Below are 14,382 nucleotides of genomic sequence, written 5' to 3'. Positions count from 1 at the left end.
CAACCAATAGCGTCAGGATACTCAGACATCAAGCCGTGCACAAGAATTGACACCGCGAATGAAACAATTATTCGACGAAAAGAGAGCAACGCCGAAAGGCGCTTAGCGATGAAGCTTCCCCACGACCGTGGAAACGATATCTGCCACACCATATTGCCTCAAACGCCACGTAAAGGCAATGCGGGAAGCACTGGATTCGCCCACCGAAAGCGCGCCGTCATCGGAACAGGTCAGACATAGCGACACCATGGAGCGAACATGCGGAGAAAGCGAAAGCTCCGACTCGTCGCACGACCCCAGCGCCTCGCGCCACGCATTGCGCAGGCGCACGAAACGAGAAGCGCGCCATGACGCATCCTGGCGCAGCAGACTGTACTCGATGAAGGCAACCGACCATTCCACAAGCTGCGTCGCATAGCGGGGAAAGAACCCAAGCGCTTGCCAGTCGGCAAAGATGGCGCACAGCGCATCGAGGTCGCGATCGATTTTGTCGCGCACGTCGAGCGATGCATGATGCATCGCGGACCCCTCACTGTCGACGTGGTAGACATACACCTGCCTAGACGAGAGCCTGGCGTTGTTCGCGCGCGCATAGAGAGCGCAGAGAAACGCCAGGTCCTCGCCCATCGATAAGGCGGGGTCGAACCGAAGCGCTTCGTCGCCCAGCAGCGACGCACGAAATAGAACCTGCAAGCGCGGAATGGTGTTCTCGGAAAAGAGAAGCGCAGGCTCGAACGCATGGTATTCCGCATCGCGCGGAACGGCATGAGCCTGGAACCAAGCGGATTCGGCGCCAGCGGGCACGCAGCGCGCGCCGAACGCAAGGGCATCCCAGCCACATTCCGCCAGATTGCCCTCCTGCACGCCAAGCGCCTGGAGCATCTGCTCGAACGCCGTAGGCTCGAATTCGTCATCGGCGTCGAGGAACGTGACGTATGCCCCCGTCACGCACGACAAGCCAGCATTGCGAGCAGCGGAAGCGCCAGCATTGGCCTGATGGACCACCTTAATTCGACCGTCAGCGCGCGCAGCTTCGTCGAGCATAGCGGAGGTGCCATCGGTGGAGCCGTCGTCGATGCAGATGCATTCCCAATCGGGGAACGTCTGCGAGGAAAGGGAGCGAAGCGCACGCGCAAGCGTTTTCCCGCCATTGTAGACGGGCATGATGACTGAAATGCTGGCCACGAAACCTCCCGCTCATCGCGCACATCGCTCTATCGTTTTGCTATATCTTACCGCCACGACACGCCAATCCTGTATCATCTTCAAAGAACCCGACGAATCATGCGAGAAACGATGACCCAGGAACAACCCACATTCAGCATAGTGATGCCCGTATACGGCGTGGAAGAATACATCGGCCAGGCCATAGCGTGCATTCAGGCGCAAACCTGCCCTTCCTGGGAGCTCATCTGCGTCGACGACGCCTCGCCCGACGCAAGCGCGCGCATCGTGGAAGATGCCATGCGCTCCGACGCGCGCATTCGCCTCGTTCGCCACGAGCATAACAAGGGCCTTTCCGAGGCACGCAATTCCGGCATCGCCGCCGCAAGGGGCGCCTACCTTTGGATGCCCGACCCCGACGACGCGTACGAGCCCACCCTCCTGCAGGATTGCCTGGACGCACTGCGGGAAAACGAGGCAGACATCACCGTCTTCGGCGCCAACGAACGCTATTTCGACGCTGCGGGGGCCTACCTCTACCATCACGAAATCGTTCCCAAAGCACAGCGTTTCGCCAGCTCGAAGGCATTACGGCCCCAGGTGGTAGAGCTCGAGCGCCAAACGCTTCTGGGCTATGCGTGGAACAAGATCTACAACCTCGCCTATCTTCGGTCGATTGACGCCCAGTTCGAAACGGTGAAGCTCATCGAGGACATCGCGTTCAACGTCAAGGCGTTCCAGAACCTCGAATCGCTCAACGTGCTGGCAAGCGCCCCATACCATTACGCACGACGCCTGCGCGACAACCTCACGAACAAGTTCATTCCCGATTACTACGAGCTCCATCGCAGGCGCATCGGCATGCTCGCCGAACAGCAGCGCGCATGGGGCACGCTCGACGAGCCCACGATGGCGACGTTGGGAAGCCTGTACGCGCGCTACGTGCTTTCCGCGCTCGAACGCAACTGCGACACGCAGGCGCACATGAACCACGGTCAGCGCAAAGAATGGTGCGAGCAGGTCTTTCGCGACAAGCTATTCAACGAGCTCATCCCGCATGCGCAGGCGGAAAGCAGCCGCGCGCTTTCCATGTGCCTGAAGCCGCTGAAGGCGAAGCGCACGGGAGCTTGTCTTGCCCTGGGGCGCATCATCCACATCGCACGCCAAAGGCTCCTGCCGCTCTTCACGCGCGTTAAGAGCGGTCGATAGCGCTCCACCTGCGACGTAAGGCGAAGAACGCCAAAACGCCGAACACCGACAAGGCCATGCCCGCATACAGCCCAGGCGGCGTGAAGCGAAGCTCGACCGTATGACTTCCCTGCTCCACCCAAATGCCGGTAAGGCCCGTATAGCATGCGGACAGAGGCACGCGCTCGCCGTCGACAAACGCTTCCCAGCCCGAGGCATAGGGAATGCGCAGCATGAGCATCTCGTTGGAAGAGGCATCGAACGATGCGACAACATGGCCATCTTCCCAGGTAACAACGCTGAACCCTGCGGCATCCACATTCGAGAGGCATTGCGCGAGCAGCGCTTCATCGAGCGACTTCGCCACGACGAGCTCGTCTGCCGAAGCACGTTCGACGCACTCCCCCACGGTGGAGGCATGATGGCCGTCGTCGGCATACGCCATGCAAGAAGCAGTGGGGTTGAGGAACGCGAGCGTGACGCGCACCGTATCGCCCGCGGAAAACGAGCCGGCGTAGAGCATGTTCCCGCTGAAGTTCGTGCCAATAAGCTCGACGGGCGACCCGTTCACATATACCTGGGCCGCCATGTTCCAGCAATGATCCTGGCACTCGCGCGCAACGAGCGGGAACTCTAGATAGAGCGCACCATCCTGCTGAATGGACACATCGAACGAACGCTCGCACGCACCCTCGGTTGCGGAAACCTCGGAAGCGTCGGCCGCGACATACACGTTCAGGGCATCGTTGGAACCCGTCGCATCCTGAAGCATGAGCGCCTGGTTCTGGAACGCATCGTTCCCCCACGTAACGTCGCCGTCGCCCGCAATGCCATATCCCGCGGGAAGCGCATCGTCGTAGCGATAGAGGGAATACCCATTCACATCCGCACCCTCGACGAGCGAAACATTGCCCGCGGGCTGGATTGCCGAGTAAACGCAATCGACCCCCAGCAGCGAATCGGCCAGAAGCTGCGAGGAATTGGAGTAGTAACCGAAAATGGGGTCGTTTTCGGTATAACCCAGCGCCGACAGCATGGAATACAGCGACCCGTTCACCATGGAGGTGTATTCGCCCATGCTCTGAACCGACGATGAGAACAATGCGGTGGTCTGGGGAATCGCCGTTTCGCAACGCGTACCGTCGCGATCGACGCCCGCCATGTTCACAAGCGCGCTCGCATCATCGCCGCATGCGAGCTCCATCGCGGAATCGAGCTGCTCGCAGGTCGCACTATGCGCATCAACGGGAGCCTGGTAGACGCGGAACGACTGGAACGCGCTGAACCCCACGTCGAGCGATACGAGCAACACGACCAGGCATGCCGCTACGCGCATCGAAACGCGACGGGGCACGATGGCGGCAAGAAGCGCAGCAGACAGCGCAAGCGCGGCAAGCGTCGCGAGCACGCCCACTAACGAGGGAGCGCCCTCGGAATGGGTCGCAAGCGCGATTACCGAAGAAACGAGCACGAGGGCGGCCAGAACAAGCGTGCACCGCACGACGCGACCGCTGCACGCGCGTGCAACCTGCGATGATTCAGGCCTCGACGAACCCGCAAGCTTCCACACGCGAGAAAGCCACTCGCACGCGCACAGCACGACAGCGAACGCAACAACGTAGGCATGGCGGAAGAAGAACGACGTCGTGAGCTTCATGTCGCTCCATACGACCGACGGCCCCACCAGCATGACGCCCGCCAGCGCGCATGCCAGCAAAATGCCCAGAGCGATGCGCTTGCGCCTGGAAACGCCCCCGTCGGCAAAGAACAACGCAGCCGCCAACAGGGCAAACGCACTCACATAGAGTGCGGGAACACGGCTCGTGGACGCTTCGGGCACCACGCCCGACACCATGTACGCCCCAATATCCCATGGGGCGAACAGCGGGATGGGCACAAGCGCCTTCAGCAAGCTGAAGCTGCTTTCCGTACCTTCCACGAGGCAGAGCGCGCATGGAAGGAACAGCGCCATGCTCGCGCAGAGGGCCAAACACATCGTGACCAGATAGCGAAGCATCGCACGAGACCACACGACATGCCGTATAGCCTGCGCCGCACGCGCACGACGCGACAGCTCCACGCTGCCAGCGCCCAGCACTTCCCAGCGATACACGAGGAAGAGCAGAAGCGAGAACAGGCAATTCATGTAGGCGCTGTACCAGTTGAACAGGATGGAAAGCGCAACGGAGCAGAACAGCAAGCCGTAGCGCCCGCAATCGACGGCACGGTACGTACCCCACGCAACGAGCGGGAGCATGATGAACCCATCGAGCCACATGATGTTGCTCGCCTGGGCAAACGCCCATCCGCACAACGCGTACGACGTCGATGCGGCCAGCGCAAGCGCGCCCACATTCCACCTTGAGCGCACGAAGGCGAAGCATGTCACGCCCGCGCAGGATAGCTTCAGGAGCACCGCGACGTTGAAGAACTCGACGATCTTGCTGCTATCCCAAAACGCGAGCAGCAGATTGAACGGGCTGGAGAGGTGGTACCCCACCAAGGCCGCGGTGTTTTCGCCCATGCCCATCGAGAAGGAGTAGAACGGCGAGCCCTGTCCGTGCAGCACATTGCAGAACCACTCGAAATAGCCGATGTACTGGATGTCCATATCCCATACGGCCACGCCGGTTTCCCCGAAGGGGTACATGCCCCGAAGCGCAAAGACGCAGCAGAGGACCAGCAAGGGCAACGCGAACGACAGGACGTAGACTAACGCCCCGCGCACACGCCCCGAAGCACCACCACTCCGTTTGGCGACCTGCGTCTTCGTCATAGGCCTTAGCGCGCCTTCACCATCGCCAACGCGGTGCCCAAACCGCCAATGCGCGTGTAGTACGCCATCTTCTGCATGGCGGAGGGATGCGCAGGCAGATGCTTCAGCATCGTGTTGGGACGCTTCAGGATAACGTCGAGGTTCTTGCGCTGATGGGGCTTGAAGAGCGACTCGTCGTACGCCCCCGCATCGACCCCGCTCTGCAGGTCGTCGTGCATGCGAGCGAGGAAGTCGGCGCGCAGGGAGCCCTCGAGGCGCTGGAAGTTCCACATATAGCTATCGTAGCGAAGGCGGAACGCGTACGGCGCAAGCCAGGAACGACCTTCGTTTTCGCAGATGAACGCATCGATGGCGTCGAATTCGCCGCACACGCAAAAGGCTTTCCCCGGGCTGTTCACCGACGAGGACTCGTTGTCCTGACGGTAATGCAGGACGGGAGCTTCGGTTGCCACGATGCGCTGGGCAGCCGAAAAGACCTTGAACGAAAAGCCCAGGTCCTGGTAGCTGGCGCCCGGCGTTTCGAGCAGGCGGATACCCTGCTCGTCCAGAAATGCGCGACGATACACGGCAGACCAGATAGACGGAATGCCAAAGACGATTTCGGGAATATCGCGCGGTGTGAAGGGGCCTTCCGCCATCTGGGACGAAACCACCGAAATGACCTGATTGCGCTCCTGCGGCTTGCTCCAATAGAACCAATAGTTGGCCTTCGCGATATCGGCATCGCATGACAGCGCAAGCTCCATGAGGGTTGCGTACGCATTGGGCTCGAGGAAATCGTCGGGCTCGAATACGGCAACGTACGCGCCACGGGCCTCGTTGATGCCGCGGTTCACCGTGGCGCCATAGCCCTCGTTTTCCTTCGAAATCACGCGAAAGCGATCGTCGGCAGCGGCGTATTCGGCAAGAATGGCAGCCGACGCATCGGTGGAGCCATCGTTGATGAGCAGGACCTCGATATCGGAAAAGGTCTGGGACGCAACCGAATCGAGCGCCTGATGCAGGTACGTTTGCGCGTTGTAAACGGGAACGATGACGGATAGCTGCGGGGAAACGCTACTCATACACCACTCCTACCAGGCCATAGTACGCAGCAACCGCGGCAGCCCAATCATCGCCCATGTCGTTGTTGAGGTCGGTGAAGAAAAGCGTTTGCGGGTGCGCTTCCAGGCGGGGCACGGCCACGAGGTCGCGGCTATCCCTGGCAGCGGAAAGCGCAGCATCGCGCGAATCGTTCTCGTACGCGAACTGGGCGGCGCTGCCATCGCGCAGGTCGCCCAGGGCAAGAAGCGCATTGCTCTTCCCCACCGAAGCGCCACCGAACGCGGCAATGCCGGCGATGCAGCCCACGATGAGAACGGCGATGAGCGCCGCGGGAATGCCCTTGGTGACCAGGTCGACACGCACGCTGGCATTGCGGGCGCGCTGACGCACGAGGCAGAGGCCGTAGCCATACAGCATGATTGCCTGTACCACGCTGGCAAACCACACGACGTTGCGCACGCGACCCTCGCCGAACACGCCCATGCCGTAGTACGGTGCGCAGTTCAGGCCCACGATGGCCAGATACGAGAGAAGCGCGAAAATCACCAGATGGCTAACGCGCACGGTGCGACGCGTGCTGCCCGCCCAAGCCCACAGGATGGGCGTGAGGACGATGAGGAACAGCAAGAACGACACGCTCAAGAGCTCCTGCAGGCCCTGCAACGTGTACAGGCCCGAGACGGCGATGGTCTTCACCACGCCGGGGCTCGTGAAATACGACTGGCGAACGGCCGTGCCCGGGGCGGTGACGTTCAGATAGAACCCGAAAGCACCCACGAGCAGCGGGAACACCTGTGCCCAGCGATGACGCACGAAGCCGATGACCGCGCAGCCGAGCGCGAGCATGATGTTATAGAACGCCATGACGTGGTCGCCACCGGACGTGAGGAACAGCAGGATGCAGAGCCCCACGACGCAGAACCCATGGGTAACCGTCGATTTCACCGTGAGCGAACGAATGGAAATCCCCGCATTCACAAGCGCGAGAAGGAAGAACGGCGTGTAGTTCCAAGCCCCGTTGAACCAGAAAATGCCCTCGCATACATCGGGCATGCACAGAAGCAGGAACGTCGCGAGCGCCATGCCTGCGGGAATCCACCAGCGAGCGGGAAGTGCGAGCAGGTCTTTCTCGACGCGACGCGTGAAATACAGGCAAGCCAGGAACGTGAGCGCAATGAGCACGACGGCACCGATGCCGTAATACTGCGCGCCGAAGATGCCTGGCTGCAGCGCCAGCAGGAACGCCGACGTATAGAGGCCCTGCCAGGTTTGCATGTAGGAAAGCGACGTCTGTACCGCAGCCTGGATGAGCGTGATGGGGTTCGCATTGCCGCTGGCAACGAGCTGAGACGTGGTGAGGGCGTACGTGAAGTCGTCGCCACTGGGGCGATCGTAGGACGCCACCACCACGAGCGGCGCCACGAGCGCGAGGCACACCAGGATGCAGCCGATGATAACGGCCACGCGTGCGCCATGCTTCATGCGGGGCCTGCCCTTGGAGCGGGGCGTATCGTACGTGAACATGGAAGGAGCTGCGGCGGCGGTTGTGGCAGCATCTTCAGCGGCGGCAGAAGTCGCGTCTTCCTTGTCTGCGGGCTGAGCCGTAGAGGCCTCTTCGGCCTTCGGCTCTTCTAGCTGGGAATCCTCGACCTTGGGAGCGGCCGCAGCCGCGGCAACAACTGCTGGCTCGATCTTAGGCTCTTCGACCTCCTTGGCGGGAGCTTCCTCAGCAGCCTGGGGCTGGGCCGGCTCCGCTGCCTGTTCCGCGTGCTTCTCGAGCGACATCCCGTACGCGCGAACGGTTACCGGGCCCGTTTTCCTCGTGGAATCACTCATGTGTGCTCTCCCCCTCCTGCGGAGCATCGCCCGCATCCAGGAAAATCTTTCGCGTCACGAAGTTCCAGACCATGACGATGGCCGTGGCCACGATCTTGGTGATGAGGTAGTGAATGCCAGCCAGTTCAACGCCCGCCCACATGCAGAAGTTATTGATAAGCAGGCCAATTACCGACAGGATGACGAAGATGACGAATTCGCGGCGACGCGACATGTCTTCCTTGTGCGTGAAGACGTAGCGCATGGACGCGACATAGTTGAAAATCACCGAAACGGTGAACGAAATCGTTGCGCTCACCAGGTAGTTTACGCTGAAGACCTCGGTGAGAAGCGCAAGCAGGCCGTAATCGATGACAAAGGCGATAACGCCGACAACGCCGAATTTCATGAACTGGGCAATAAGTTTCTTCATGTATCCTCCGTTTAATCCACCCGAGTATTATCTCAAGAACGCGGGAGGAAGCCCACCCCAAGGCGATTATTCACGCGGAAAACGGGCGCAAGCTGGCTTCTTGCTACTTCCGCTTCAGCAAGCGCACAGGCGCGAGCAGCGCATGGCCCAGGCGATACGAGTACGAATCGCGCACGTCGGCATCCCACGCTGCGGGTTGCACTGCGTACATCTGGAATTCCATGCGATCGACCGCCGGAAGTCCCTGCGCAAACGTGGCAGCCTGAGCGGGGTCGATCGTGCGGACGTCCGCCGCCATGATGGAACGCAGCTCGAAGATGCGCTGGGCGAGCGCATCGACGTACGCAGGCTCGAACTCGCTCGCATGCTCGCGCGCCCAGGCATGGAGCTCCTGCGTGAGCGCGAAAAAGCTCGTCACGTTGCGCATGCCGCGCTTGGCCGTCATGATGGAGCCCTCGCGCATGCGACGCATGTACAGCGGCTCGTTCAGGAACGCGGCACGACGCGCATAGGCGATGATCTGGGGCGAAAAGAGCTCGTCCTCGTGGATGATGCCCTCGCGGAAGCGAATGCCGCTGCGTTCGAACAGGCCGCGATGCAGCATGTGGAAGCATGCAGAGCAGATATACTGACGCAGCTCCTGATAGCGCGCGAAGAGGCTCTGGCCGCTCATCACGCCCGCAATATCGCTACGCGTGCCGTATTCCTCCTCGTTCGTCTTGCGCAGCTCGCTGCTTTCGTAGAACGACTGCGCCGTGAAATCGACGTATTCGAGGGGCACGCCCTGCTCGTCGAGGCCCGCTTCGTCCACGGTGCCAACCAGGCGCTCCAAGGCGTTATCGACGTAATAGTCATCGGAATCGAGGAACAGCAGGTATTCGCCGCTGGAAGCCTCAATGCCCGTATTGCGAGCTGCGGAAAGGCCGCCGTTGGGCCGGCTGACGAACACGAAGCGACTATCGCCCGCTACCGTTTCGCGCGCAACGGCCATCGTGTCATCGGTGCAGCCATCGTCAACGCAAACGACTTCGAAGTCGACGAACGTCTGGCGCATAAGCGAGTCCAAGCAGGCGCCAATGTAGGCCTGCACGTTGTAGCACGGAACGATAACCGATACCCGGGGGCGTTCGCGTTTCATCAATCCATTCCCCTATCGATAGAACACGGCATTACGGGCGCTTCGCCAGCGCACGCAGCGTTTCAACGCAGTCGTCGCGGCCACCATCGAACGCCTGGGCCACGAAGCGCTCGAAAGCGCTCCACTTGTAGCCTTCGGGAGCGCGCACGATGCGATTCACCTTCGACACGAGTTCGTCTTCGGTGCGCGCGCAGAGCTCGGGCGCCACGCCCAGAGGATCGGCGTTCAAGCCGGGACTCTTGCGATACTGCTTGATATCGGGCACGTAGAAGATAACGGGCTTTCCCAGGAGGAACGCCTCGTACACGATGGACGAGTAATCGGTCACCACGATATCGCAGGTGAGCAGCGCCTCCGATACATCGCCGGGCGCCGAAAGCCCCTGGTCGAGCGGATGGAACGACCAGGCGATCTTCGCGTTCAGGCGATGCTGCAGCTTCTCGCGGCGCTCGAATTCCTCACGGAACGGATGCGGCGAGTTCTTGCTCTTGCGCAGCGTGGGCGCGAACAGCGCGATGGGCGGGTCGTTGAAGACGAGTTCCGCTCCGCCGCTACGGCGCAAGCCCTTGAGCTTGTGGAACTCAGGGCGATGCAGCGCGATGACGCGCTCTTCGGGATAGCCGAACGCCTCGGCGAACGCGCTGCGGCACGCCTCGCCCGAGCAGACGACCCACGAGTAGTTACGGTGGATGTCGAAGCGCTCGAGCGTCTGCGAGCGATGGCCCTCGGGCGTGTCGAGGCTCTGGTAGCCAAACTTCTTGAAGGCGCCGAACGCATGCCAGAGCTGCACGACGATGGGCTCCTGCGGGTAATCGGTGTGCACGGGATGCTCGCCTGCCTTCAGCGGGCGCTCGTCGTTCTTGAAGTTAAGCATGCAGATGACGGGGTCGTAGCGATCGACGACGCAGATGCGGCAGCGCGACAGATGATAGATTTCGCGGAACACCATGCCCGAATACGGGATGACGCTCGACTTCGCCAGCTTCTTCACCAGAATAACCGGATGCCATCCCAGCGCTTCGAAGTCGCGCGCAAGAGAGCAGAAATCGTAGCTAGGCTCGTTGGTTTGCCTGCTGAAGAAGAGAATCTCGTCCCTGCGCTTGGTGGTAGCGCAGAAAAGCTTGTACAGCAGATTGAACAAGCCCTTGGCGATATGTACTAGAAAGGTTTTCATACGCGCAGAAGTATATCAGAGCATCTACGTATCATTAGCGCGGGCGCACGTGAGCCCACGCTCCCCCGCGCAGCCACGTTGCCGGCGATGAGAATCGCGAACGCAAAAACACAGCGCACACATATACGAACCTTCAGCCGCTCGAAATAGACACCCTCTAAACGTGGGACGGCGCGCAGCTCACCCAAAACGTGGGGATTTTAAAGTTGCGCATGCCTTCCGCCAAAATATCCGCCCCGGAGCATAAACGATGACGTATTATGCCCTCCGGAAAGGAATGAGATGGGGATAGAGAGAACGAAAACGGCAGCTTTTAGCATGCATTCGCTGATAGGCCAATGGAAGGGCCTTGGCTTTGGCATTGTCTGGGCCCTTAACATAATCCTGCTCTTTTCGGGAAACCTCGCCTCATTCGGCACGTCACGCGAAATCGACTTCTTCTCTCCCGCGCTTTCCTTTGGCATCGTGGCCACCTGCGCGGCACTCTACGCGTATTCGGAGCATATCTCGAAACGACTTACCTCGGGAACGCTCCCCTTCGACGTGAGCGTTGGCCCCGCGCCGTTCTACCGCATGCTCGTTTCCGCGAGCGGAGCGCTGTTCGTAACCGGCATCCTGCTCGTATTCCTCGAAACGCTCCTGCCCACGCCCCACGTGGTGCGCGTCCTCACGGGCATCATCTGCGGCGCGGCGTCGGCTCTGGGCTACTATTCCTGGATTGGCATCTTGGCCATGCGCGAATGGGAGGACGTGCGCCTGGAGGTACTGCGCTCCTATGCTCTTGGCGCCGTGCTCTTCTGCATATCCATCGTCCTTCCGGGCGTAGTGCTGGCCATACTCATGCTGGCGCTCACCGTAGTTATGACGTATATGGGATGCACCATTCCCATCAGCAAAGTCGGCACGCCCGACTACCTGAAACCATGTAAGGCGAAAAAGCTCTACGCCCACGATATTCGCGCGGTCGTCATCTCGATGCTCATCCTGAGCTTCATCTACGGCATCAGCGGACCCATGTTCCTGCATAGCACGGAAGTGGCGCCTCTGCTGCGCGACCCCGAAATCAACCAGGCAATCACGGTTTGCCTGAGCGTCGCGATCGTATTCATACTGGCCCGGTTCAGAAGCGAGAGCCGGAACCCCATCAAGCTCGTGCAAATCTGCTATCTCATCGACGTCACGGCCGCGTTCCTGCTTCCCTTCGCGCCCAGCTGGTACGTGAGCGTGTTCAACGTCGTCGTGCTCACCATCTTCCGCGTGGCAGCGCTCACGCTTCTGGGCGTGTGCATCACGCTGCGCGACACGTGCCTCAGGCACCGCGCCACGCCCATGCTCCTATCGTGCGTATGGGTGGGGCTCTGCTGCGGCATCGGCTTCAGCCATGCCCTGTACAGGCATGCGAACGAAGCCGTCGCAACCGACACGGCCATCGTGCTCACGGTGGTGTACGTCGTCTTCGCATTCACGTCCATCTACTCCCTTACGAAGAACAAGGGGGCAGAACCGGCACGCGAATCCGCGCCCGAACCCAAGCAGGCACCCAAGCCAGAATCCGTCGCGGAAAGCGAAAACCCGAACGAGGCCATCTACGAGCGCTACAACCTGAACACGCGCGAGCGCGAGATCATGGAGCTGCTGGTGCGCGGCAGAACGGCGAAGTACATCGCCGAAGACCTTACGCTGTCCATCAACACGGTGAAGAGCTACACCAAGTCGCTCTACGCGAAGATGGAAGTGCATTCCAAGCAGGAACTCATCGACCTTGCGGAGTCTCTGGGCCATAAATAGGCCGCTCACCGCCCCGTTCGCCCCGCTGGGGGCCTTTACGGGCACCTGCGCAGACTCGCTATAGCGCCTGCAAATCGCCGTGCTACAATAACCGAACTTCTCGGGGAGCTAGGACGTTCGCCTGGCTGAGAGGAGGGCACGCGGCCCTCGACTCATAGAACCTGTCTGGATAATGCCAGCGTAGGGAAACGCGCGCACATTAGGTGCGGGCCCTGCTTTGGCGCGGGGCTTCGCCCCGTAGCGGTACGAAAGGAACACGCTATGGAATGTGCAATCGCGATCCAATATCTTCCATTGGACGCACCCGACGATAAGCGCACGTGCGAAATCGTCGACCAGGTAATCGCCGCCATCGACGCAAGCGGCCTCGACTACTACGTCGGCCCCTTCGAAACCACCATCGAAGGCGATTTCGATAGCTGCATGCGCCTGCTGAAGGAATGCATGGAAGCCGGTGCCGCCGCCGGTTGCGAGAAGATGGCGAGCTACGTGAAGATCAGCTGGCACCCGGGCGGGCGCGTGATGTCCACCGACGAGAAGATCGGCAAGTACCACCCCACCGACACGGAATTCGCCGAACGCGGCATCGCCTAGAACGCGCAACGCACGACGATGAACGCACACGCTGGAAATAGAGCCAAACGACTGAAGCGCATCGGGATACCCCTTGCCGTAGTGTCCGCCACGATTGCCTGCTGGCATCTGGCGGTAACGAGCGGGCTCATCCCCAACTTCCTGCTGCCCACGCCCGTGCAAGTCGCACAGGCGCTCGTAGGCGACTGGCAGTTGCTGGCGCAGCATGCGGGAACGACGCTGCTCGAAGCGGCCATTGGCCTTTCCGCAGGCGTCGTGCTCGGCTTCGTGGCCGCGGTGGCCATGGAGCGATTCGAAACGGTATACCTGGCCATATCGCCGCTCATCACCGTATCGCAGACTATCCCCACCGTCGCCATCGCGCCCCTGCTGGTGCTGTGGCTGGGCTACGGCATCCTGCCGAAGGTAGCCCTCATCACGCTCACCACGTTCTTCCCCATCGCTATTTCGCTCATCGCCGGATTCAAGTCGGTCGACCCCGACACCGTGGACATGATGCGCGCCATGGGAGCCTCGCGCTGGGCAATCTTCCGCCACGCACAGCTTCCCCAGGCTGCCGAGCACTTCTTCAGCGGCCTGAAGATCAGCGCTACCTACGCCATCATCGGCGCGGTAATCGCGGAATGGCTTGGCGGCGACGCAGGCCTGGGCGTGTACATGACGCGCGTGAGGAAGTCGTTTTCCTACGACCGCATGTTCGCCGTCATCATCGTGATCAGCGCGCTCTCCCTCATCCTCATCAAACTCATCGACATACTCGAAAGAATCTGCATGCCCTGGAAGCATGCCGAAAGGAAAGACAAATGAACCACTCCGAACAGGCATCGTCCCTCTCCCGCCGCTCGTTCCTGAAGGCCGCGGGCATCGGCGGAGCAAGCGTAGCTGCCGCGCTCGCGCTGGGCGGTTGCGCCACAAGCCAGCAAAACGCCACGTCGGGCGATGCATCGGAACTCTCCCTCGTACTGGATTACACGCCCAACACGAACCATACGGGCATCTACGTCGCGCAGGCGCTGGGTTACTACGGCGAAGAGGGCATCAACCTCACGATCGTCACGCCTCCGGAAGACGGCGCCGATGCTCTCGTGGGCGCTGGCTCGGTGCAGCTGGGCATTTCCTACCAGGACGTCATGGCGAACTACCTCGCCAGCACCACGCCCCTTCCCTACACGGCCATCGGCGCCATCGTGCAGCACAACACGAGCGGCATCATGAGCCGCAAGGAAGACGGCATCACAAGCCCCCGCGCCATGGAAAACCACAGCTAC

General features: G+C 60.9%; 12 protein-coding genes and 1 riboswitch. Of the genes, 5 read left to right on the top strand and 7 right to left on the bottom strand.

Annotation, left to right across the window (positions count from 1 at the left end; genetic code table 11):
- Window positions 1-102 precede the first annotated feature (102 nt).
- A complete protein-coding gene (locus AC04P6_RS01135) occupies window positions 103-1,185 on the bottom strand; it encodes a glycosyltransferase family 2 protein (protein WP_475564754.1) in 1,083 nt (360 codons plus the stop codon).
- A gap of 111 nt (window positions 1,186-1,296) precedes the next feature.
- Here AC04P6_RS01135 and AC04P6_RS01130 point away from each other — a divergent pair, with 111 nt between their 5' ends.
- On the top strand, window positions 1,297-2,373 hold the full coding sequence (locus AC04P6_RS01130) for a glycosyltransferase family 2 protein (protein WP_475564753.1): 1,077 nt from the start codon (window positions 1,297-1,299) through the stop codon (window positions 2,371-2,373).
- Here AC04P6_RS01130 and AC04P6_RS01125 read toward each other — a convergent pair.
- The 6 genes from AC04P6_RS01125 to AC04P6_RS01100 form a co-directional block, all read right to left on the bottom strand.
- Window positions 2,357-5,128: a YfhO family protein gene (locus AC04P6_RS01125; RefSeq protein ID WP_475564752.1), complete on the bottom strand. Its 2,772-nt coding sequence runs from the start codon at window positions 5,126-5,128 to the stop codon at window positions 2,357-2,359. The two genes, AC04P6_RS01130 and AC04P6_RS01125, sit on opposite strands and share 17 nt — an antisense overlap.
- Window positions 5,129-5,133: 5 nt before the next feature.
- Window positions 5,134-6,192, bottom strand: coding sequence for a glycosyltransferase (locus tag AC04P6_RS01120; RefSeq protein ID WP_475564751.1), 1,059 nt, complete (start codon window positions 6,190-6,192; stop codon window positions 5,134-5,136).
- The gene (locus AC04P6_RS01115; protein WP_475564749.1) at window positions 6,185-8,008 is read right to left on the bottom strand and encodes a DUF6056 family protein; all 1,824 of its coding nucleotides are present in this window, start codon (window positions 8,006-8,008) and stop codon (window positions 6,185-6,187) included. The genes AC04P6_RS01120 and AC04P6_RS01115 overlap by 8 nt, the downstream gene beginning before the upstream one ends.
- The gene (locus AC04P6_RS01110; RefSeq protein ID WP_475564748.1) at window positions 8,001-8,420 is read right to left on the bottom strand and encodes a GtrA family protein; all 420 of its coding nucleotides are present in this window, start codon (window positions 8,418-8,420) and stop codon (window positions 8,001-8,003) included. Before AC04P6_RS01110 ends, AC04P6_RS01115 begins: the two co-directional genes overlap by 8 nt.
- Window positions 8,421-8,523: 103 nt before the next feature.
- Complete coding sequence (locus AC04P6_RS01105; protein WP_475564747.1) at window positions 8,524-9,558, bottom strand: glycosyltransferase family 2 protein; 1,035 nt, start codon at window positions 9,556-9,558, stop codon at window positions 8,524-8,526.
- Between the two features lie 31 nt (window positions 9,559-9,589).
- A complete protein-coding gene (locus AC04P6_RS01100; RefSeq protein ID WP_475564746.1) occupies window positions 9,590-10,732 on the bottom strand; it encodes a CDP-glycerol glycerophosphotransferase family protein in 1,143 nt (380 codons plus the stop codon).
- A gap of 318 nt (window positions 10,733-11,050) precedes the next feature.
- Here AC04P6_RS01100 and AC04P6_RS01095 point away from each other — a divergent pair, with 318 nt between their 5' ends.
- The 4 genes from AC04P6_RS01095 to AC04P6_RS01080 form a co-directional block, all read left to right on the top strand.
- Complete coding sequence (locus tag AC04P6_RS01095) at window positions 11,051-12,520, top strand: response regulator transcription factor (protein ID WP_475564745.1); 1,470 nt, start codon at window positions 11,051-11,053, stop codon at window positions 12,518-12,520.
- 91 nt (window positions 12,521-12,611) lie between these two features.
- Window positions 12,612-12,725, top strand: a riboswitch (TPP riboswitch).
- Between the two features lie 56 nt (window positions 12,726-12,781).
- Window positions 12,782-13,114 carry a thiamine-binding protein gene (locus AC04P6_RS01090; RefSeq protein WP_475564744.1) on the top strand — a complete coding sequence of 111 codons (333 nt, stop codon included), beginning with the start codon at window positions 12,782-12,784 and terminating at the stop codon, window positions 13,112-13,114.
- 81 nt (window positions 13,115-13,195) lie between these two features.
- Window positions 13,196-13,921 carry an ABC transporter permease gene (locus AC04P6_RS01085; protein ID WP_475564743.1) on the top strand — a complete coding sequence of 242 codons (726 nt, stop codon included), beginning with the start codon at window positions 13,196-13,198 and terminating at the stop codon, window positions 13,919-13,921.
- Window positions 13,918-14,382, top strand: a 465-nt coding sequence (locus AC04P6_RS01080) for an ABC transporter substrate-binding protein (protein ID WP_475564742.1), incomplete at its 3' end; no start/stop codon positions are given. The genes AC04P6_RS01085 and AC04P6_RS01080, both read left to right, overlap by 4 nt.

Source organism: Denitrobacterium sp., assembly GCF_056180635.1.
Note: the sequence above shows the minus strand (reverse complement) of the source record. Positions and strands in the feature narration are given on the sequence as shown.